This is a genomic window from Phycisphaerae bacterium, assembly GCA_041652575.1.
GTDB lineage: Bacteria > Planctomycetota > Phycisphaerae > Sedimentisphaerales > UBA12454 > UBA12454.
In genome coordinates this window covers 70,216-90,537 of record JBAZHC010000002.1, presented here as the reverse complement: position 1 = coordinate 90,537, position 20,322 = coordinate 70,216, and the positions used below count along the sequence as shown (strand labels likewise).

Below are 20,322 nucleotides of genomic sequence, written 5' to 3'. Positions count from 1 at the left end.
GATTATATATAAAGGTAAACCAATGAACCAGTCGAAAATCGAGCTTTTTGACAATCCGCGGCCGGGCCGTGAATACACCATTACTATCCGGTGCCCGGAATTTACCAGCCTGTGCCCAAAAACAGGCCAGCCCGATTTCGGCGAAATTGTCATCGATTACTGCCCGGACAAAAAATGCATCGAGCTGAAAAGTCTTAAATTTTATATGCAAAGCTTCAGAAATAAGGGGATATTTTACGAGGCACTGACGAACGAGATACTCGACGAACTCGTTTCCGTATGCAGCCCCGCAAAAATGAAAGTGACCGCAAAATTTACTCCCAGGGGCGGCATCACTACTGAAGTTACAGCCCAGTATCCCCATTAAGGAAGGAGGCTGAAAATGCCAATCACTTTACATTGTGAGAGCTGCAAAAAAAAGATTGTCGCACCCGATAACGCGGGCGGCAAATGGGGCAAATGTCCTTTCTGCAATCATCGCTGTTATATACCTTTGCCTCCGGACGAAAATGAAGAAGAACTGACGCTGTCGCCGGTAGATGAGACCGAAGAAGTGAGATACCGGCGGATGATGCAGGAAACATACAATATCACCGAATCACTTCTGCACGAGACGGAGGAACCATCCGATGCTGAAACATTCAAAAATATGAATGAAAAAGAGTTCACGGCCCAAATAATCAAATATCTCCGGCTAATGGCCGACGGCTCACTCGATGAGGCCCACAATCTGGCGGAAAGAATTGTGCCGTATAAATCACAGGCCAAAGCCATTTTCGAAAAGCTTTTAAAAGCCAAAAAACCTGAACCGGAGCTGCAGGATGTGCCGAAAAAAGTACTCGACGGCTTCATCAAAAATATGCTGACAAGAATAGGATAAAGGTTAAGGCAACCTCTAAAAATTGCCATTGCGAGGAAAGCCTGCCCCCGCGCAGGCGGGGAAAGCAATCTCAATTTTCCGAATTATTAGAGGTTCCTTTAAAAATTTACGTCAAACATAAAAGATTTTTACGCGCAAATCGGCAAAGCCATGAAAAAGATGCAAAAAGACGCCCCCGCAATGACAGCAGGTTTCGGCACACTTTTCAGCAAGGTTATGACTGACGGAGCTATCAGCCTTCGTGAAAAAGAGCTTATTGCTCTCAGCATTGCCGTTGGGATTCAATGTTCCCCCTGCATCAGGGCACATGTTAAAAAATGTCTTGAAACCGGCTCAAGTAAAGAGCAGATTCCCGAAACTGCGGCGGTTGCGGTCGTTATGGGCGTCGGGCCGGCTTATATGCACGCCGCGGTGGAAGTTATGGACGCCCTCGAAGCTCTCGGCAAATAATTTACTCGGCGTTTTTCCTGCAGATAAGTACGTTACGTTTCATCCTGCGAAAACCGGTGCGTTTCATCGCGGAATCTGCAGCGAAGTTTTCAAAATCGGTCTTTGACCAGCCGATAATAATGTCCGGCTCAAGTTTAATCTCTCGAGCTGTAAAACCATACTTTTGTTTTTCACATAAAGGCGATTTCTCATTATAGGGACACGCAAGCAGGCATTGTTCACAGCCGAAAAGGTGCGAATCCATTTTATCTTTCAATTCGGGACTTATCCTGCCCTTGTGCTCAATTGTAAGATAGCTTATGCACCTTCGAGCATCAAACTGTTCTTCTGACAGTGCATCAGTCGGGCAGGCGTCAATACATTTTCGGCAGTCTCCGCAGGAAGAAAGTTTCGGTTCATTCGTTTCCAACGGCAGATTGGTTATAAGTTCACCGAGTAATAAAAACGAGCCAAGTTTGGGATTGATAAGTAATCGATTCTTTCCTATGAAGCCCAACCCCGCCCGCGCAGCAAGGGCTTTTTCTGCAATCGGCAAAGAATCGACACAGATTTTAAATTTAAAATTTTTAATTTTTAATTTCAGGAAATTCGCAAGGATAGTAAGTTTTTCCCTGATGAATTTATGATAGTCGGGATACAGTGCATAAGAAGCAATTTGAAGCAAACCATCGGCGGCAGATTGCGGCAATTTATAATTAAGGCCCACACATATTACGGATTTTGCATCCGGCAGGATTGAAACAGGGCTGAAACGCTGTTCGACATTTTTCGCTAAATAGGCCATCCGGCCGTTAGAGCCGGCATTTAGCCAGTTTTTGTATTCTTCGATTTGTTTCGAGTCAATATTTTCAGCGGAAGTTATGCCGACAATATCGAATCCGAGAGAAAGTGCTTTTTGCTTTATTTCTTCTTCAATTCGCATTGCTCTCAGCTTATCAGCCAATCGCCGGTGAAAACTTCCGTCGCGGGACCTGTCATATAAACGCAATTATCCTCCTGCGACCAGTTAATCTGAAGGTCTCCGCCCGGCAGATGCGCCGTAACAATTCTGCCGCATCTGTCCGTAAGCACGGCCGCCACACAGCAGGCACAGGCGCCTGTACCGCAGGCCAGAGTAACGCCGCTGCCTCTTTCCCACGTCATCATCGTAAATTCGCTCGTGGAATTAACCCTGACAAAATGCGCGTTGATTCTCTGCGGAAACAGTTCGTGATGTTCGATTACCGGCCCGACTTTTTCAAGTTCGATCGAAGCCAGGTCGTCCGTGAAAAAGACCGCATGCGGATTTCCCATCGAAACGCACGTCATCAGCATCCGCTGATTGCGGACATCTATGGCGGCTTCAATTATACTATCTCCGTCAAGCGAAACCGGGATTTTGACAGGGTCGATAATCGGCCGGCCCATATTTACACAGACTTTTTCGACTTTATCTTTTCCGTTAATTTCAAGACCGAGCGCAAGTACGCCTCTGCCGGTCTCGATTTTCATAGACGGTTTTCTGTTTTTGACAAGTCCATGTTCGTAAGCATATTTGGCGACGCACCGTATGCCGTTACCGCACATCTGTGCTTCGGAACCATCGGCGTTGAAAATTCTCATTTTTACATCCGCGATGTCCGACGGACAGATAAGAATCAGGCCGTCAGCGCCGATGCCGCGATGACGGTCGCTTACGGCCGGAGCAAGTCCGGCCGGGTCGTTGACCCGTTCTTCAAAACAATTGACATAGACATAATCATTGCCCAGTCCGTGCATTTTCGTAAAACGCATATATACCTCAAAATATAGACAGAGTTTCAGTATATTAAAATACTAAAACTGCCGTAAAAATAAAGCTAATTTTTAGATGTGTTATTTAGGTGAAAATTCCTTCTTTCGCGTTCCCATCTGGGCCTTGAGCCGTGCGATTATGGATGAATGCATCTGGGAAACTCTCGATTCGGACAAATCAAGGGTTGCGCCGATTTCCTTCATAGTCATTTCTTCGTAATAATAAAGAACAAGAATAAGGCGTTCGGCCCTGCTTAACCCTTTTGTCAGAAGACCTTTCAGGTCGCGTTTCTGCGCTTCAGTCATCGGGTCTTCGCTTTTTTTATCCTCAATTATATCAATTTCGCAGATATCGTTGTCGCCGTCAACATCAAGATTGTTGCTAAGCGAAACAAGACCAACGGCACTCGCGTCCCGCTGGAGACGATAAAAATTATCCATATCCATTTCAAGTTCGCCGGCGATTTCCTGTTCCGTAGGAACCCTGCCGAGATGCGATTCAAGCGTTCTTGTGGCATTTCCAAGCTGATGCGCCCTTGCCCTGACAAGACGCGGAACCCAGTCCATACTTCGCAGTTCATCGAGAATAGCGCCTCTTATACGCGGCGTACAGTAAGTGGCAAATTTGACGCCCCGTTTTGGGTCAAAAGCGTCTATCGCATCCATCAGGCCGAATATACCGGCGCTGATAAGGTCATCGACTTCCACCTTGTCCGGCAATTTGACATATATACGTTCCGCCGTATACTTGACCAGCGGCAGATAATGTTCCATCAGCTTGTTACGGAATTCTTCAGATTTTTCCTTGAAGAATTTCTTCCACAGTGTATCGATATCCATTTCCACTGCTGCTGCTGCTTTTTTTGCTGCCGCCATTGTATGACCTCCAAAAATTTCTAATGGCCACAAAGTCCTATAAGCCACTAAAACTACGAATCAGATTATTAAAAATGTATCGTTTAAACAGAATTTAACGCTTTTAACGCCGCTTTCTATATATCGGTCCTTTAAAAACAGCGATTTAGTTAGAAAAACCAGTTAACAACTTTTCTGAAAAACCCTTCTTCCGTCGAACACGACAGCGGCACCCTGCTGAGCCTTGCGGCAACAGCCATAAGAGATTTCGTCGCGGCGCTTTTCGGATAGGCCAGTACAACAGGCTCCCTTTTCCGGACGGCCGATACTACATGCTCATCTTTCAACATCACTCCGGCCATGTTCAGTTTTACATTAAGGAATTGCGCCGCCGCCGAAGCGATTTGCCTGTAAATATTTTTGCCCTGATTGACATCGTGCGCCATATTGACAAGAAGACTCGTCCTGCCGTCATATTTATTGATTATCATCGCTTTCAAAAGCGTATAAACATCCGTTATCGCCGCGGGGTCGGGCGTTCCAACAAGCACCGTATGGTCAGAAGCCATACAGAACGCCATCACCGTTTTGCCGATACCGGCCGCTGTATCCACTACAACAATATCATAGTTGTCCGCCAGACTATCCAGTGCCGTTACAATTCTCTCCCTCGTGAAATCCGTCATCTGCGTCAGATGCTCGACTCCCGATAGCCCGCAGTAAATATCGACGCCTTCGCAGACCGGCTGAGATATCTCATCCAGCCTTTTTACGCCTTTTATAAAATGAGACAGGTTATATTTACTGCTTATACCGAGAACGATATCGAGATTTGCCAGACCGAAGTCCGCATCAAGAATTGCTACTCTTTTTCCCGAAGCCGCAAGACATATCGCAAGATTTGCCGCTATATTTGTCTTGCCAACTCCTCCTTTTCCACTGGCTACCGTCAGAATCTGCGCCTTCCGTACGCTATCTGCGGCAAGCACTGCCAACTGCTGAACGCTTCCCTGGCCCATCGGTTCCTCCATGAGTAAATAAGCCTGGTTGATAGATATATAAGTATTTACTTTACAAGTAGTTAAGTTTTGTTTTTACCTGCGCCGATGTTTCCGCTTTTCGCAATTTATGCTCCAGCAGCGCACAGGCAGTTTTATTATTTATGGCGTTTTCTTTTAACCTGTTTTTTTGAAGTTCGACATACGCCTCAAAATCACTGTCAACCAGCCGGATAGCTTCGATATCAATTTGAGGTTTCAGTCTGAAATTTCCTCCCGGCAGAAAGCTGACAGTTCCACTGTCGCGCAGCGCCAGGCGTTTATTATTCTGATGTTCAGCCAGTGCCGCAGAAATTACTTTTGCGAAATCTTCCACATCTATATATTGAGGAACAAAATCCGCGGCTTTGCAGTTTCTGATATTATCTGAAATGAGATTGTGGTGTATGTGGGTAAACTGAATAATCCTGACAAGGACCTCGTCTATATTGTCCCGTATCAGGGATGACAAGTCCATTTGTCTGGTATTGTTTGTCAATTCAGCCTTCCTGTAATTTTTCGTCTTATAAATTCAATTACTGTTAGTTTCCAGCAGTTCTCTTATCTGACCCAATGTTTTTGTTTTTCTCATTTCCGCTATCTGCGAAAGTTTTTCGAAAACACTCGCGTCATATAATCGATGACCGCCATCGGTCCATGATGTTTCTTTTATAAGACCCATAATTGTGTAGTTGTGAATAGTCTGTCGTGAATAAGGTGTGTAACGAACTATTTCACCGATTCGATATAATTTTTCCGGAGCAGTAAAACCTTTCTTTTCGTTCTTTCCCAAGTCCGATTGATGAACTTCAAACATTGTCAAAACCTTTCAGATGCAGGGCCGAGTTCTTAAGTCCTTTAACATCAGTGCCTGCCCGGAAAAAAATAGCTTTTACGTTTTATAAAATGTAAATCAGATTCATGAAATCGTCAATAACTTTTTTGGAAATTTCTTATTTTTTTTCGTCCTAATTTGGAATCAGCAGAAAGGTTTCTTATCTTTTAAACAGTTCTGAGAGCATTAGTCCGGAAAAAGGTGCCTTAGCCGTTTTTTCTCGGACTTTTGCAATTAGACGCCGAATATATGATTTTTTATCGAACCTACTGGCGTTATTCACCGATATAAGAATCTCGGCAGATGACGGTTTTTAACGTAAGATATTTTGTATAAGGAACTTATGAACAGCAACCTTGACAATAACAACTTTGAGCCTCACGGCCGGAAGCAAACAAAAATCAGAACCGGCCTGCTGGACACTATTACTCCCCTCGTGCAGCAGATAAATTGTCTTGATTTGCAGCAGATTGGCAAAATCTGCGTGGAAGAGATACCGAAACTTATCGACGCCTGCTTTGCCTCTTTGTATATACTCGACGATGTTAGTGATATGCTGCATCTGGAGAATCACAACCATCCATACCTTATTAATAACATAGTTTCCTTAAATCAGGCCAACCTGTCGCCGATGATAAAGGCTGTTCAATGCAAAGAACTTATCATCGTCGAGAATATAGACATGCACAAATTCCCTGTTATGGAAAAACCCAGCCGCAAATTCACCAAAAACTATTACTCCTCGACATGTATTATCGCCCCGCTTGTTTGTCATAACAGAGTTGTCGGCGTACTCAACCTGGCAGATAAAATCGGCGCGGAAAAATTTAACGATGAAGATATTGCCGTAATCGAGTTGTTCAGGCATCTTGTCGGAGCATCCATCGGCAATATAAAACTTTTCGAAAAGTCTCAAGTCCAGGCCAAAACCGACGGCTTAACCGGGCTGGCCAACTATCGGACCTTTTATGAAATTCTCGAACAGGAGCTTCGCAGGTGCCAGCGTTATGGCGGACAGATTTCTGTAACAATGGTCGACATAGACAACCTCAAGCCCATCAATGACAATTACGGTCATCGCGCAGGCGATATGGCCATAAAAAGAGTCAGCAGAAAAATATCGGCCTGTATTCGCAAAATTGATATTGCCGCCCGCTACGGCGGCGATGAGTTCGCAATCATATTGCCGAACACTCCCATCCAGGAGGCTATCGTTGTCGCTGAAAGAATAGTTAAGGAAGTTTCAGAAACACCAATAGTATGGGAAAGACAAAAAATTCAGCTTTCAGTAAGTATCGGCGCAGGTGAATATAACGGCGATATGTGCCCGGAGGAAGTAACCAGCCATAGCGATGAGGCCCTTTACGCGGCAAAAGAGGCAGGCAAAAATACCGTAAAGGTATTTGATACGTAAAAAACACATCTAAATACGCCCATTTAGCCTTATTTCAACATTCCTATCGACAAATCTCTCGGCCAGACTGTATAATAAATACTTATGTCACAAACAGGAAAAGAAAATGGACTTTTTTCAGATATTGAAAAGGCGCAACTACAGTCAAACGCTCCACTTGCGGCTCGAATGCGCCCAAACAATCTCGATGAATTCGCCGGCCAGAAGGACTTCATAGGTCAGGGCAAGCTTTTACGCCGGATGCTCGATGCAGGGTCGATGAGCAGTCTGATTTTTTTCGGCCCGCCCGGCACCGGCAAAACATCGCTGGCGACAATAATCGCTAATATTGTCAACGCGAAATTCCATTACCTCAGCGCCCCTGCCGCGACCGTAGCGGACATTCGGGAAGTTATTCTAAAGGCAAGGGACAGACTTATAACCAGCAGCGGAAAAACCGTACTGTTCATAGATGAAATTCATCGCTTCAACCGTGCCCAGCAGGATGTGCTTTTAAACGATGTCGAAACGGGCGTGATTATCCTTATCGGCGCGACCACCGAGAATCCATATTTCGCGATTAATTCGCCTTTGATTTCGCGCAGTACAATTTTCGAATTCAAACCTCTGGAAAAATCAGATATTCTCGAACTGCTTAAAAGAGCCTTAAAAGACAGTCAAAGAGGCCTTGGCAGTTTCAACGTCGGCGCTACTGAAGAGGCTTTGGAATATATCGCGATAATGAGCGACGGCGACGGACGAAAGGCTCTTACCTCACTTGAAATAGGTGTGATGTCACAAAAAAATTCAGGAGCAAAGTCAATCAAATTCGATATTGAGGTCGCCAAAGAATCCATTCAGCAAAAGGCAATCGTATTCGACCCGACAGGAGATTCGCATTACGACCTGGCCAGCGCATTACAGAAGAGTATGCGAGGCTCCGACCCGGACGCTACGGTTTACTGGCTGGCAAGGCTCATCGCAGGCGGTCAGGACCCGCGTTTCATCGCCCGGCGAATAGCCGTTTGCGCAGCCGAAGATGTCGGCAATGCCGACCCGACAGCTACCATTTTGGCCGCGGCTGCGGTTCAAATATCGGAATTTGTGGGATTTCCGGAAGCCCAGCTCCCATTGGCCCAGGCCGCTATTTATATCGCCTGTGCCCCGAAATCGAACGCCTCGGCAAAGGCAATCTGGTCGGCCTTAAGCGATGTCAAAAACAAACGTACCGTCCCTGTACCCAAACATTTGAAGGATTCCCATTACTCAGGGGCCAAAAAGCAGGGTTACGGTGCCGAATACAAATATCCCCACGACAGTCCGGATGGTTTTGTCGCTCAGGAATACCTTCCGGGGAAAACCTCCGCTTATTACAGCCCTACCGGCCGGGGAAGAGAAAAAAATATGAAGGATTATTTGCAAAAACTTGAAAATTTGATAAAAGAGGCAAAGTCGCAATTGTGAGTAATCCAACGGAGGGATATTGAATGGACAAACAGCAGCTTCGCCAGCAGATTAGGTCGCAGCTTTGCAGGATGACCGGCCAGCAGCGGGTTGATAAAAGTCAGATGGCTTGCAAGAATCTGGTGGAAACACCTGAATTTCGCAATGCCAACACGATAATGACATTTCTTTCTCTGCCGCATGAGATTGATACGGCGTCTTTTATTCTTTATGCCTGGCAGCACTCGAAGGTTGTCGCAGTTCCGAAGATTTCCTGGCAGCAGAGACATATGATAGCTGTTATCATAAATTCTCTCGAAACAGGCATCGCCACCGAAGCCGGCGGTCTGCGGAACCCGGTTACAGGAATACCCGTACCGCTGGAGGATATAGACCTTATCGTAACGCCCGGCCTTGCTTTCGACAGCAAAGGCAATCGTCTCGGACGCGGCGGCTCTTACTACGACAGATTTTTTGTGCATCCGAGATTGCAGGCCGTAAAGTGCGGTCTTGCTTTTTCCGAACAGCTTTTGGAAAACGTACCGACTGTAGAGCATGACCAGCCGATTGATATGCTCGTTACAGACGAGGGCGTAACATATTTCAATAAAAAATAAATTCAGAATATAAGGAATAACATAATATGGCTCTTTCCGGTTACAATCCCAACAGGCAAAAAGTTGTAATTTATTATTTTGCAGTCGCTCTTATCATCATCGCGGCGATAGCAATACTTTATTTCTATTCGCCCGGCAAAAATAAAAAAACAAACGAAAACATTTTGTCCGATGCCGGAACAACTCAGCAGACTTCACAGGCTCAAAACACAGGTACCGGCAAAACCATCGCTGATGTCAACCTAAACGCAAATCCCCGTATTGCGGCAATGCTCAGAGATGCGCAAAACTGCATCGCCGGCGGAAAAATTATCGTCGCCAGGAACACTCTTAATGACATTCTCAATATGTCTCTGGATGCTACGACCAGAGATGTTGTAAAAAAACAATTGTCCGACCTCGCCCAGGAATGGCTTTTCAGCAGAACGATACAACTCGGCGACGACCTGTGCTCGAGCTATAAAGTCCAGTCCGGCGATTCGCTTGCCCAGATAGGAGCAAGGTATAAGGTTCCATACAAATTACTGATGAAACTAAACAATATCGCCAGCGACAAAAGTCTCCGCGCAGACCAGGTAATAAAGGTGGTCCATGGCCCCTTCCATGCGATAGTGTACAGTTCTGCATTTACGATGGACCTTTATCTCCAGAATGTTTATGTAAAGAGTTATAAAATCGGCATCGGCAAAGAAGGTCACGAAACTCCTGTCGGCCTGTGGAAGGCGGAAGTCGGCGGAAAAATGGTTAAGCCGACATGGACAGACCCGGATACCGGAAAAACATATCACGCTGACGACGCCGATTATCCACTCGGCTCCGGCTGGATTGCCCTTGAAGGAATAGACAACAGAACTCGCGGCATAGAAGGTATCGCAATCCACGGCACAAATGACGAAACGACGATTGGCACAAAAAGTTCACGTGGCTGCATCCGCCTTTATAACGGCGAACTGATTGAAGTTTATGATATGTTAGAGGCCGGTTATTCCGAACTTCGTGTTGTGGAGTAAAGCAGTTTTAATCCCGATTATATCTGTATCCCCCCTATTTTAACAGGCCTTAGTGAAGCCCGGTAATTTGGAGACATTTTGCCTCTGCAAAGATATTTTACTACTTTCCGGCTTTTAAATATTTGACAAACCCCACTACTCAAGTATAATCATTTTTTATTACCTGTTTAGAGTAAGATCAAAAAGAAGGTCAGACTATGATATTTACAGGATTTAACAGTCGTGCGTAGCCGGGCGGCTACATCTGGTTTGCTGCATTGTGGTTATGCGTGGCTGATGAACGCTTTCGCTTGGAAAGTAACTTTGGCTAAGTCTGTCGCGGAGGAAGTCTTAATGTAAAACGACAGAAGACAGAAAAAACGGCTTTTGAAGTGGAAACGTTCTTTTTGTGGATGTTTCCACTTTTTTTTACTTAGAATTGTTGCAGTTGAAGGTGCAAAATGAATCAGGAATTAGTTAGAATAGTTGACAATATCGCTCGTGATAAGAATATCGATCGAGAGTCCATTTTCCAGGACCTCGAATCTGCGATGGTATCTGCAGCAAGAAAATACTTCGGCAAAACAGATGTTGAATCCGATATTCAGGTTCGTATCGACCGTCAAACCGGCGATATGGTCGCGTTTAAGGATGGCCAGCAGATAGATATTAAGCGGCTCGGCCGAATACCCGCCCAGACAGCCAAACAGGTTATGATTCAAAAGATTAAGGCTGACGAACGGCAAAGCGTATATGACGAGTTTGTGGAGCGAAAAGGCGAAATCGTCAGCGGCGCCGCTGTTCGATATGAAGGCGGTTCTTTAATTATAAATCTTAATAATCGAACCGAGGCTGTCTTGCCGAAAAGCGAACAGATTAGCGGCCAGAGCCATCATGTCGGCGAAAGAATCCGCTGCCTGATTCTTGATGTACGAGAAAGTTCCAGCCAGGTGAAAATAGTTCTTTCCCGTACTCATCCTGACTTTATCCGCCGTCTTTTTGAGCTTGAAGTGCCTGAGGTGGCCGAAGGTATAATCGCAATTAAGGCTCTTGCCCGTGAAGCGGGTTATAGAACCAAAATAGCGGTATTGTCCAACGATTCAAAGGTTGATGCTGTTGGCGCCTGTGTCGGCGTTCGCGGCAGCAGGATTAAAAACATCGTCGATGAACTCGGCGGCGAAAAAATAGATATCGTCCGGTGGAACGAATCCTCACATGAACTGATTGCCAACGCTCTTATGCCTGCAAAATGCAGTCAGGTGGCGTTATGCTTCGAGCTTGGCGGCGCTACAGTTGTCGTTCCGGAAGACCAGTTAAGTCTGGCCATAGGCAAACATGGACAGAATGTCAGACTTGCCGCAAGACTCACCGACTGGGACATCGACATACTCACGCCGGAGGAATACAATCAGGAAGTCGAAAGACTTACCGCCGGCTTTAAGGATGTTGAAGGTCTGGACGATACTTTCATCGACAAGCTTATCGCCCTGGGCATAATTTCCGTACTTGACCTGGCGGAAATCGGCAAAGAGCCGTTAATTAGCGAAATAGGTCTTCAGCCCGATATGGCTGAAAAGGTAATACATCTTGCTGAAGAATTGGCCAAAAAGCAGACAGCGGAATCCGCTCCGACCATTGCAGAAGTCCTGCTGGTCGAACAGGTCAAAGCAGTAGAACCTCAACAGGATAGCGACCAGTAATTCGAAATTCGTTTTTAATATTTTTGGAGTCCGGTCAGATTGGCAACCACAAGAGTACATCTTTTAGCCAAAGACCTCGGTGTCAACAGTAAGGCCATTATAGAAAAGTGCCAGGCTGAAGGTCTTGACGTAAAAAATCACATGTCAACAATTTCTGCCGGTCTGGCGGCAACAATTCGCGAATGGTTCAGCGAAGGTACGCATACTACTACGGTAGAGACGGCTGCCCCGGTTGACCTTGCCAAAGTCCGCGTCAAGAAAAAGAAAAAAACCGTAAAGAAACCAACAGCCGAGGAGGCAGCCGCCGTCGCAGCAGCCGAACAGAAACCGGTTGAAGCTCAGGAATCCGGAACTACACCGACAGCCGTTTTAGAAACCGTTAAATCGGAAACGGATTCTCAAACCGCTCAATTGCAGGAGTCCTCCGGCTCGACCGTTATAGAACCTGCACCTGTCATTGTACCGGAAATTATAACCACACCGCCTAAACCACCTGAACCTGTTATGCCTGCAGGCCCTAAACTTGAGAAGCCCAAACCTGCCAAGTTATCCGGCCCAAGGGTTATACGTGTTGAAAAACCTGAGGTAATGGAACGGCCCAGAACAAGGCCGAGGCCGTCAAAACCATCTTACAAGCAGCAGGCCACCGAGCCCCTTTTGGCAAGTGCACCTGAAATTGCCGAGACATCAGCAAAATCCGGCAAAGGCAAGAAGAAAACTCACGGCCGAAAGCATGATGAAACATTGCTGGTTGAAGAACCTTTGCGTCAGCAGAAGACGGCCCGCAAACTTCTTACAAGAGATATCGAGGAAAGACGCGCCCGGCTGGAAGCTGCCGGCGGCGAAGGTATGCGTTTGCGGCCGACACGAAAAATTGAAACTAAAAAATCAAAAGCCGAAGAGGCTTTGAAAATAAAACCGGAGAAGGCTTACGTTTACGAACCAATCACAGTAAAAGATTTGGCCGCAGCGCTCGTCGTAAAAACCGCTGAAATCGCGGAAAAACTTATAGCTCACGGTGTTATGGCCGTTGCGAATCAGGTCATACCGGCTGAGACCGCCGAACTTGTCGCTCTTGATTTCGGCATAGAGCTTATCGTTCAGCAAAGATTGTCCATCGAGCAGCAGATAGCGGAAGAGTTTGCCAATAGGCCGAAGAATAATCTTCAGAAGCGTTCCGCTGTTGTTACAATGCTCGGCCATGTCGACCACGGCAAGACGAGTTTGCTCGACAGAATCCGCTCGGCACAGGTCGCAGCGGGCGAAGCGGGCGGTATAACCCAGCACATCGGCGCCTACCAGGTAACATGGGGCGACAAAAATAATCTCAAGAAAGTTACATTCCTCGATACGCCCGGCCACGAAGCTTTTACAGAGATGCGTGCCCGTGGCGCAAATATGACCGATATCGTCGTACTTGTCGTTGCCGCTGATGACGGTGTAATGCCTCAGACAGTCGAGGCCATTCACCATGCCAAGGCCGCAGGCGTACATATAATAGTAGCTTTAAACAAAATAGATTTGCCGGGCGTAGATATAAACCGGATTTACGGTCAGCTTGCCGAACACGACCTGGCGCCTTCTGAATGGGGCGGCAAAACAGATGTTGTCAAAACAAGCGCCACCAAGGGAACCGGTATTGAAGAACTTTTAGAGCATCTCGATTTCGCGACTGAAATTCTCGAACTCAAGGCCGACCCAACGATACCTGCTGTCGGCTGGGTTGTCGAAGCAAAATTGAATCCGAGCAAAGGCCCCATGGCCACACTGCTCATACAGGAAGGCAAACTTAAGAAAGGCGATATTATCCTCGCCGGTGCGGGTTACGGCAGAATAAGAACTTTAAGAGACAGCACAGGCAGGTCAATCAGCTCAGCGATAAGCGCAATGCCGGTTGAAGTATCAGGTCTTAATAATGTACCTCAGGCAGGCGACAAATTTTATTGTCTGGAAGATATAAATCGTGCCAAAGCGGCGGCGGAAGACAAAAAATCCCTCGCTCGCAAGGCAGCGCTTTCTACCCGTTCGCTTGTAACAATGGAAAATCTATTCAGCCAAATCGAGGCAGGCAGGACAAAGGAAGTCAATATAATCATACGAGCCGATGTTCAGGGTTCTGTAGATGTTTTGATGAAATATCTTTCGGACCTCAGCACCGGCGAAGTACAGATTAAGATTCTGCACGCCGCCGTCGGCGGTATTACGGAAGGCGATATAGTGCTGGCGGAAGCTTCGGGCGCTATTGTTATAGGTTTTAACGTCGTACCAGAAGACAAGGCCGCGAAAATTGCCGAGTCGAAAGGCGTCGACGTCAGGCTGTACAGCATTATATACAAGATAACAGACGACCTTAAAAAGGCCATGTCCGGAATGCTCGAACCTGAAGACAGAATCAACAGCCTTGGAAAAGCCGTGGTACGCGATACCTTTAAGATTACCGGCGTAGGTACCATCGCCGGCTGTTATGTCGAACAGGGTGAAGTCAACCGTAATGCCCGAATCAGGCTTATCCGTGATAATATTATTCTAAGAGACAACTGTCCGATAGAATCTCTCAAGCATTTTAAAGACGATGCAAAACAGGTTCGCACCGGATTCGAGTGCGGTATAAAGATTGCCGGCTTCGACGATATAAAAACGGGCGACATTTTCGAGGTCTACGAAATAGTCAAAGTTCAGAGGACCATTTAAACCGGAACAGCCATGCCCAGTCGAAGACAAGAAAAAATGTCGCGTGTTCTAAAAGAAGCAATCAGTGATATAATAAATAATCACATGCAGGATCCGCGAATAGAAGGGCTTATCAGCGTAACTGAGGTAACCACAGAGCCTGACCTCAAAAGAGCGGAGGTTTTTTTGAGCATTATGGCGGAAAATGAGGCAAAACAGCGACGGGCCTTTACGGCTATCGAGCATGCCGCAGGGCATATACAGACCCTTTTAGGCAGTTATGTAAAGTCAAAGTTTTGTCCTCACCTGTACTTTCACCATGACGACAGGCTGAAAAAGACACTGGAAACACTGAGGCTTATCGATGAAGTCTCAAAGGAATTTAAATCTGATAGCGAATAGAAATGAAAAATACGACCCAATATTCCCAGAAGATAAAGAAATTGTTCAACGCCCTTAAGAAAGGCGCTGAGAAACCCAAAAAACCTGCCTATCAGGACATTGTCGAGGCGATTGTTTTCGCTGTGCTCTGCCAGAATTCTACTGAATCAGCCGCAAAAGCAGCGATTAGAAAATTTCAGTCTCACTTTGTGGATATCAACGATTTACGCGTCGCCAGGATCGAAGAAATAGTAGAAGTCGTCGGCTCCGACATAACAAATATTGAGAAAACCGCCGGGGTGCTTACTTCTCTGCTTAACGCCATATTCCAGAAATATGACTGTCTGGCTCCGGAAGACTTCGCCGCGATAGGCAAAAAGAATTCGAGGGAAATTCTCGAAAAATTCAACGGTATTACGGCTTTTATATGCGATTATGTAATGCTTACGGCCTTAAACGCTCATGCGGTACCGCTTACCGAAAAAATGATTGAATACCTCAAGACTTATGATCTTATCGACCCGCAATGGGACAATACTCAGATAACATCATTTATTGAAAAACAGATTTCGGCCTCTGATGCTTATGCTTTTTATGCAATTATCCGTCATGACAGTGAACTGGCCAGTTCCAAAGCTGCCTCAATACTTTCGGAAAGCAAAAAAGATACTGCCAAAAAGAAGCCGAAATCCGTAAAGTAAGGAGTTATTATGTCAGAACAGATTCTTAAACTCGGTATTCCAAAGGGCAGCCTCGAAAGGGCCACTTTCGACCTTTTCGAAAAGGCAGGTTTTAGTATAACAGGCTACGAAAGAAGCTATTTCCCGCGAATCAACGACGAGCAGATTCAGCTTATAATGCTGCGGGCGCAGGAGATGAGCAGATACGTCGAAGACGGCGTGCTTGACGCGGGTTTCACCGGCCACGACTGGATACTCGAAAACAAATCATCTGTTCACGAAGTGTGTGAACTATTTTACAGCAAAGCAACATCGAATCCGGCAAAATGGGTTCTCGCTGTGCCGAACGAATCGAAAGTCAAAAAGTCCGAGGACCTCGACGGCGGCATTATCGCAACAGAACTGGTCGGAGTAACAAAAGAATACTTCAAGAAAAGAAAAATCAACGTAAAGGTGGAATTCAGCTGGGGCGCAACTGAAGTAAAAGCCCGGCTGGTTAATGCGATAGTCGAACTCACCGAAACCGGGTCAAGCCTTAAGGCGAATAACCTGAGAGTCATCGACACCCTGCTCACATCCACCACAAGATTTATCGCTAATAAAAACGCATGGAAAGATAAATTCAAACACGAAAAAATTGAAAATATTTCCATTTTGTTAAACGCCGCAATCGACGCAAAGACAACCGTTGGTTTGAAAATGAACGTCAATAAAAATCGCCTGAGCGATATAATAAAGATTCTGCCTGCTGAAAAAAGCCCTACAATTTCGTCACTTGCCAACAGTGATTTTGTGGCGGTTGAGGTAGTCGTAGATACAGCGGTGGAACGAGTCATTGTGCCGAAACTCAAACGGGCAGGTGCTTCAGGAATTATTACCTATCCGCTGAATAAAGTTATACATTAACATCTTTTTGATAAGGTCAACAATATGTCAGGTCATTCACACTGGGCTGGAATAAAACACAAAAAAGCGGCTAATGACGCCAAGCGCGGCAAAGTCTGGAGCAAAATAGCGCGTACTATTATAGTTGCGGCTAAAAGCGGTGGAGGCGACCCTTCACAAAATCTCGCTTTGAGATACGCAATCGATAAAGCCAAACAAGCCAATATGCCCAAAGACACCATCGAAAAGGCTGTTAAGAAAGGTGCCGGCGAAGGCGATACCATCGCATTCGTTACCGTGCTTTATGAAGGTTACGCTCACGGCGGCGTGGCGATAATGGCTGAGGCGCTGACAGACAATCGCAACAGAACAGCTCCTGAAATAAGAAAAATTTTCGAACATCACGGCGGTTCACTCGGCACAACAGGATGCGTAAACTATCTGTTCAGCAAAAAAGGTCTGATTACCGTTCCGACCAACTCAACTGATGAAAACAATCTGATGGAAATCGCTCTGTCAGCCGGCGCCGATGATATGCAAAATACAGGAGAGGTTTACGAAATAACATGCGACCCATCAGCTTATGAAGGCCTGAAAAAGGCCCTTGAGGAAAAACAGATTACGCTTCAGGTCGCTGAACAGTCGATGGTCCCGCAGAATTCTATCCCGATATCGGATTCTGAATCCGCCAGGAAGATACTTTCTCTTATGGAAGAACTGGAAGACCACGACGATATACAGAACGTATATGCCAATTTTGATATTCCTGATGACATTATCGCAAAGCTGCAATAAAAGGTGATTTAACTTTTATTGTTTTCTTTTTTCGAGAAAGTTTTTCAGTATTTCCGCGGCTGCTATCGCATCAATTCTGTTCTTTTTCTTTTTGTGCGTAAGGCCTGTTCGAGAGAGTTTCTCGCCCGCGGTGAAGCTTGAAAGTCTTTCATCCTGAAAAAACATCGGCAGAGTTGTTTTGTTTTTGATTTTCTCGGCAAAGTTTTTCGTGTGAACCGCTCTTTCGCCTTCGCTGCCGTCCATATTTATGGGTAATCCAAAAACCAGAGCCTCCACCTGTTGCTCTTCGGCAATTCTCACAATCTCGTCGGGCAAATTTCTTTGTACCTCTAAAACGGCTAAAGGGCTTGCCAGAATTTCATCGCCGTCGCAGATGGCAAGTCCCGTCCTTTTATCGCCGAGATCTATGCAGAGAAACCGCATATTACAGATATTTCTCTTTTTTTTGCTGCCTGAGAATGTCCAGAAGCTCCTTGAGTTTTTCTGTTTCACCAATGGGACAAACCAGTGTCGCGTCGGGGCTATGCACAACAACCATATTCTCAAGCCCGATTGCAGCTATCAGGTGATTTTTGTCTTCAGTAACGAGTATGTTGTTTTTACAATTAAGAAATTCGGTTTGTTCGGCGACAACAATGTTGCCGTTTTTGTCAGACTGTATGATATCAGCAAGAGCCGAAAACGACCCCATATCGAGCCATTGACAATTAAGCCTGATTGCATGAACCTTTGGAGCTTTTTCCATAACGGCAAAATCAATGCTTATTTTCGGCAGTTTTATAAAATTCTCCGCCAGCGTCTCTTCCTGATTCGGCCCACCCCAATTGGCCTGTATGCTCTGGAGCGGCTGTTTGACCTGCGGAATATTTTCGAAAAGCAATTCAAGTACTCTTTTTGCCTTCCAGACAAAAAGTCCGGAATTCCAGCAGTATTTGCCCGTAGAAAGATATTCCTTTGCAGTCAGCAGGTCTGGCTTTTCCTTAAAGGCCTCAACCTTATAAATCTCATTGTCGCAATGCGAATATTTCCGCCCATCGCCAAGTTTTATATAACCAAGCTGTGTATTCGGAAACGAAGGCTGAATGCCGAAGGTCACCAGAGCATCAGGAGTTTCTTCGACAAAATTCATACCGTCTTCCAGTGCCTGATGAAATACATTTGTCGGCTTTATCACCTGGTCGGCGGTAACAACCGCCATTGTCGCGTCAGGGTCGAATCCTGCCAATACAGACGCGGCCAGCCCGATTGCCCCGGCGGTATCCCGTACTGCAGGCTCAGCGATGACGTTATCATACGGAATCTCAGGAAGATTATCGCGCACAATGTCCGAATAGCCTTTATTGGTGAGCACAATTATATGCCGATAGTCGAACATCGCGTTCACTCTCTGGTAGCATCTTCGCAGAAGAGTATCACCGTCAATAAGCTTGAGAACTTGTTTCGGCCTGTCTTCCCTGCTCAGGGGCCATAGTCTTTTACCGGTGCCACCTGCCATTATTACCGCAAACCGCATAAGCTTCCCTTTTCAGATTTATATAATAAAACTACTGTCCATTTTCTCGAACGGTTTTATTTTTTCCGCCAATTCAGCATAATCACTGCTGCCCATTAATGCAAGCGTGGCGTCTTTGCCAAGTTCAACCGCAGGCTGGTCATATGTATTAATCCCAAACAGCATTCCGGCTATCGAGGTCGTCGTTTCAAACAGATAAATAAACTGCCCTACAGTATAAGGACAAATCCTGTCAAACGCAACCGTCAGACAGGGCCTTTTGCTCGCCAGGAGTGCGTATTCGGTCCCTGTTTTTTCGCTGTTGATAAGCCTGCTCATTTTCTGCCCTGAAAGATACGCCAGTTCCGGTGCGATATCGGGCGATTTGCCGATTTGGACATCTTTTTCAAAGTCCTTCACGGCAAGGAATGTAAACAGTTTGTCATTCGGCCCTTCACGGTAAAGCTGTACCTGGCTGTGCTGGTCGGTCGCTCCGAGTGCTTTAACGGGTGTGGGCCCGACAAAGGCTTCTTTGCCGGTAAGGTCTTTGGCTTTGCCGAGACTTTCCGCCCACAACTGTCTGTACCAATCGGCGAAATCCTTTAACGCAAAACTGTATGGCATCATTACGGATATTTTCTTGCCCCTGTTATAATAATGCCAGTTTATCGCGGCGTTGACAGCGGCCGGATTTTTATAAAAATCCTTCAGGCTGACTTTTTTATCCATTTCCGCAGCGCCGGCAAGGAGATGTTCGATATCGATACCGCATATGGCGGCGCTTAAAAGTCCCACAGCACTGAGAACACTGAATCTGCCCCCGACGCCATCCGGCACTTCAAGATTTCTGAATCCGAATTTTTCGGTAATATTGCGAAGCGTTCCCTGTTTGGCGTCTGTCGTAGCAATAATCTGCTCTTTCAGCTTGTCTTTGCCGATTCTTTTTTCAATCAAATCGCAGATAGTTAAAAATTGTGAAGCCGTCTCCGCTGTTCTGCCCGATTTGCTTATAACGTTAAATACAGTTTTATCCAGCCTGTCTCCGGCCCAATCGAGGAACGAACGTATCTGCTGCGGGTCAACATTATCAAGCACGAATAGCCGGGGACCTTTTCGCTGTTTTTCATCGAGATTATATAAATAAGGATTTAACGCTGTCTGCAGGGCGATATTACCGAGGGCAGAGCCGCCTATGCCGAGGACTACGAAATTTTCACATCCTTTGATTCCATCGGCGATCTTTTTTACATCTTTAACCATATCGGTCTTATAAGGCAAATCACGATATTTAGTTTTTCCGGCTTTCCTTTCGGCATTAAGCTGTTCAATCAACGGTTCAGTCTTTTTAACAAGCTCATCGAACTGCTGTTTCGTTATGCCGTGCTCTTTCCCAAGAACTTCCGCTGTAACATTTTTGTAATAAAATTTTACCTGTGGCGTTTCCATA

22 protein-coding genes are annotated in these 20,322 nt (G+C 45.9%); 13 read left to right on the top strand and 9 right to left on the bottom strand.

Features of this window, described 5'->3' with window-relative positions:
* Positions 1-22 precede the first annotated feature (22 nt).
* The 3 genes from queF to WC496_01960 all read left to right on the top strand — a co-directional run bounded on the left by queF (position 23) and on the right by WC496_01960 (position 1,330).
* Positions 23-367, top strand: a complete 345-nt coding sequence (gene queF / locus WC496_01970) for a preQ(1) synthase (protein MFA5291784.1) — start codon at positions 23-25, stop codon at positions 365-367.
* 15 nt (positions 368-382) lie between these two features.
* The gene (locus WC496_01965; protein ID MFA5291783.1) at positions 383-880 is read left to right on the top strand and encodes a hypothetical protein; all 498 of its coding nucleotides are present in this window, start codon (positions 383-385) and stop codon (positions 878-880) included.
* Between the two features lie 150 nt (positions 881-1,030).
* Positions 1,031-1,330 carry a carboxymuconolactone decarboxylase family protein gene (locus WC496_01960; protein MFA5291782.1) on the top strand — a complete coding sequence of 100 codons (300 nt, stop codon included), beginning with the start codon at positions 1,031-1,033 and terminating at the stop codon, positions 1,328-1,330.
* 1 nt (position 1,331) lies between these two features.
* Here the strand turns inward: WC496_01960 and queG are convergent, their stop codons facing one another.
* From queG to WC496_01930, 6 genes are all read right to left on the bottom strand, one after another.
* Positions 1,332-2,273 (bottom strand): tRNA epoxyqueuosine(34) reductase QueG, encoded by a 942-nt coding sequence (gene queG, locus WC496_01955; protein MFA5291781.1) that lies wholly within the window; start codon positions 2,271-2,273, stop codon positions 1,332-1,334.
* Positions 2,258-3,103 carry a diaminopimelate epimerase gene (gene dapF, locus WC496_01950; protein ID MFA5291780.1) on the bottom strand — a complete coding sequence of 282 codons (846 nt, stop codon included), beginning with the start codon at positions 3,101-3,103 and terminating at the stop codon, positions 2,258-2,260. Before dapF ends, queG begins: the two co-directional genes overlap by 16 nt.
* Before the next feature lie 81 nt (positions 3,104-3,184).
* The gene (locus WC496_01945) at positions 3,185-3,943 is read right to left on the bottom strand and encodes a FliA/WhiG family RNA polymerase sigma factor (protein MFA5291779.1); all 759 of its coding nucleotides are present in this window, start codon (positions 3,941-3,943) and stop codon (positions 3,185-3,187) included.
* Between the two features lie 185 nt (positions 3,944-4,128).
* On the bottom strand, positions 4,129-4,977 hold the full coding sequence (locus WC496_01940; protein ID MFA5291778.1) for a MinD/ParA family protein: 849 nt from the start codon (positions 4,975-4,977) through the stop codon (positions 4,129-4,131).
* A gap of 52 nt (positions 4,978-5,029) precedes the next feature.
* The gene (locus WC496_01935; protein ID MFA5291777.1) at positions 5,030-5,494 is read right to left on the bottom strand and encodes a hypothetical protein; all 465 of its coding nucleotides are present in this window, start codon (positions 5,492-5,494) and stop codon (positions 5,030-5,032) included.
* Between the two features lie 33 nt (positions 5,495-5,527).
* Entirely contained in the window at positions 5,528-5,812 is a 285-nt protein-coding gene (locus WC496_01930; GenBank protein ID MFA5291776.1) for a MerR family transcriptional regulator, read from the bottom strand.
* Positions 5,813-6,173: 361 nt separating this feature from the next.
* On the opposite strand from WC496_01930, the gene WC496_01925 reads away from it, so the two are divergent.
* The 10 genes from WC496_01925 to WC496_01880 all read left to right on the top strand — a co-directional run bounded on the left by WC496_01925 (position 6,174) and on the right by WC496_01880 (position 17,383).
* A complete protein-coding gene (locus tag WC496_01925) occupies positions 6,174-7,244 on the top strand; it encodes a sensor domain-containing diguanylate cyclase (protein MFA5291775.1) in 1,071 nt (356 codons plus the stop codon).
* An 84-nt stretch (positions 7,245-7,328) separates the two neighbouring features.
* Complete coding sequence (locus WC496_01920) at positions 7,329-8,687, top strand: replication-associated recombination protein A (protein ID MFA5291774.1); 1,359 nt, start codon at positions 7,329-7,331, stop codon at positions 8,685-8,687.
* A gap of 23 nt (positions 8,688-8,710) precedes the next feature.
* Complete coding sequence (locus WC496_01915) at positions 8,711-9,283, top strand: 5-formyltetrahydrofolate cyclo-ligase (GenBank protein MFA5291773.1); 573 nt, start codon at positions 8,711-8,713, stop codon at positions 9,281-9,283.
* A 26-nt stretch (positions 9,284-9,309) separates the two neighbouring features.
* On the top strand, positions 9,310-10,293 hold the full coding sequence (locus WC496_01910; protein MFA5291772.1) for a L,D-transpeptidase family protein: 984 nt from the start codon (positions 9,310-9,312) through the stop codon (positions 10,291-10,293).
* 440 nt (positions 10,294-10,733) lie between these two features.
* On the top strand, positions 10,734-11,972 hold the full coding sequence (gene nusA / locus WC496_01905) for a transcription termination factor NusA (protein MFA5291771.1): 1,239 nt from the start codon (positions 10,734-10,736) through the stop codon (positions 11,970-11,972).
* A 39-nt stretch (positions 11,973-12,011) separates the two neighbouring features.
* Positions 12,012-14,663 carry a translation initiation factor IF-2 gene (gene infB / locus WC496_01900; protein MFA5291770.1) on the top strand — a complete coding sequence of 884 codons (2,652 nt, stop codon included), beginning with the start codon at positions 12,012-12,014 and terminating at the stop codon, positions 14,661-14,663.
* 12 nt (positions 14,664-14,675) lie between these two features.
* Positions 14,676-15,044, top strand: coding sequence for a 30S ribosome-binding factor RbfA (gene rbfA / locus WC496_01895; protein ID MFA5291769.1), 369 nt, complete (start codon positions 14,676-14,678; stop codon positions 15,042-15,044).
* Positions 15,045-15,046: 2 nt separating this feature from the next.
* Positions 15,047-15,724 (top strand): hypothetical protein, encoded by a 678-nt coding sequence (locus WC496_01890; protein MFA5291768.1) that lies wholly within the window; start codon positions 15,047-15,049, stop codon positions 15,722-15,724.
* Positions 15,725-15,733: 9 nt separating this feature from the next.
* The gene (gene hisG / locus WC496_01885; protein MFA5291767.1) at positions 15,734-16,609 is read left to right on the top strand and encodes an ATP phosphoribosyltransferase; all 876 of its coding nucleotides are present in this window, start codon (positions 15,734-15,736) and stop codon (positions 16,607-16,609) included.
* A 24-nt stretch (positions 16,610-16,633) separates the two neighbouring features.
* A complete protein-coding gene (locus WC496_01880; GenBank protein ID MFA5291766.1) occupies positions 16,634-17,383 on the top strand; it encodes a YebC/PmpR family DNA-binding transcriptional regulator in 750 nt (249 codons plus the stop codon).
* A 15-nt stretch (positions 17,384-17,398) separates the two neighbouring features.
* Here the strand turns inward: WC496_01880 and ruvX are convergent, their stop codons facing one another.
* The 3 genes from ruvX to WC496_01865 are packed head-to-tail and all read right to left on the bottom strand — an operon-like array spanning position 17,399 to position 20,321.
* Entirely contained in the window at positions 17,399-17,806 is a 408-nt protein-coding gene (ruvX, locus tag WC496_01875) for a Holliday junction resolvase RuvX (protein ID MFA5291765.1), read from the bottom strand.
* Between the two features lies 1 nt (position 17,807).
* Entirely contained in the window at positions 17,808-18,896 is a 1,089-nt protein-coding gene (locus WC496_01870; GenBank protein ID MFA5291764.1) for a sugar phosphate nucleotidyltransferase, read from the bottom strand.
* A gap of 18 nt (positions 18,897-18,914) precedes the next feature.
* The gene (locus WC496_01865) at positions 18,915-20,321 is read right to left on the bottom strand and encodes a glucose-6-phosphate isomerase (protein MFA5291763.1); all 1,407 of its coding nucleotides are present in this window, start codon (positions 20,319-20,321) and stop codon (positions 18,915-18,917) included.
* Between the last annotated feature and the right edge of the window lies 1 nt (position 20,322).

Excerpts from the sequence above, each read along its gene's own strand:
- WC496_01865 (MFA5291763.1), bottom strand. The coding sequence starts at position 20,321 with ATGGAAACGCCACAGGTAAAATTTTATTACAAAAATGTTACAGCGGAA.
- WC496_01925 (MFA5291775.1), top strand. The coding sequence starts at position 6,174 with ATGAACAGCAACCTTGACAATAACAACTTTGAGCCTCACGGCCGGAAG.
- WC496_01945 (MFA5291779.1), bottom strand. The coding sequence starts at position 3,943 with ATGGATATCGATACACTGTGGAAGAAATTCTTCAAGGAAAAATCTGAA.
- WC496_01930 (MFA5291776.1), bottom strand. The coding sequence starts at position 5,812 with ATGTTTGAAGTTCATCAATCGGACTTGGGAAAGAACGAAAAGAAAGGT.
- WC496_01870 (MFA5291764.1), bottom strand. The coding sequence starts at position 18,896 with ATGCGGTTTGCGGTAATAATGGCAGGTGGCACCGGTAAAAGACTATGG.
- WC496_01940 (MFA5291778.1), bottom strand. The coding sequence starts at position 4,977 with ATGGGCCAGGGAAGCGTTCAGCAGTTGGCAGTGCTTGCCGCAGATAGC.
- dapF (MFA5291780.1), bottom strand. The coding sequence starts at position 3,103 with ATGCGTTTTACGAAAATGCACGGACTGGGCAATGATTATGTCTATGTC.
- WC496_01960 (MFA5291782.1), top strand. The coding sequence starts at position 1,031 with ATGAAAAAGATGCAAAAAGACGCCCCCGCAATGACAGCAGGTTTCGGC.
- queF (MFA5291784.1), top strand. The coding sequence starts at position 23 with ATGAACCAGTCGAAAATCGAGCTTTTTGACAATCCGCGGCCGGGCCGT.
- WC496_01880 (MFA5291766.1), top strand. The coding sequence starts at position 16,634 with ATGTCAGGTCATTCACACTGGGCTGGAATAAAACACAAAAAAGCGGCT.
- hisG (MFA5291767.1), top strand. The coding sequence starts at position 15,734 with ATGTCAGAACAGATTCTTAAACTCGGTATTCCAAAGGGCAGCCTCGAA.
- WC496_01965 (MFA5291783.1), top strand. The coding sequence starts at position 383 with ATGCCAATCACTTTACATTGTGAGAGCTGCAAAAAAAAGATTGTCGCA.
- nusA (MFA5291771.1), top strand. The coding sequence starts at position 10,734 with ATGAATCAGGAATTAGTTAGAATAGTTGACAATATCGCTCGTGATAAG.
- ruvX (MFA5291765.1), bottom strand. The coding sequence starts at position 17,806 with ATGCGGTTTCTCTGCATAGATCTCGGCGATAAAAGGACGGGACTTGCC.
- WC496_01915 (MFA5291773.1), top strand. The coding sequence starts at position 8,711 with ATGGACAAACAGCAGCTTCGCCAGCAGATTAGGTCGCAGCTTTGCAGG.
- WC496_01910 (MFA5291772.1), top strand. The coding sequence starts at position 9,310 with ATGGCTCTTTCCGGTTACAATCCCAACAGGCAAAAAGTTGTAATTTAT.
- WC496_01920 (MFA5291774.1), top strand. The coding sequence starts at position 7,329 with ATGTCACAAACAGGAAAAGAAAATGGACTTTTTTCAGATATTGAAAAG.
- WC496_01890 (MFA5291768.1), top strand. The coding sequence starts at position 15,047 with ATGAAAAATACGACCCAATATTCCCAGAAGATAAAGAAATTGTTCAAC.
- rbfA (MFA5291769.1), top strand. The coding sequence starts at position 14,676 with ATGCCCAGTCGAAGACAAGAAAAAATGTCGCGTGTTCTAAAAGAAGCA.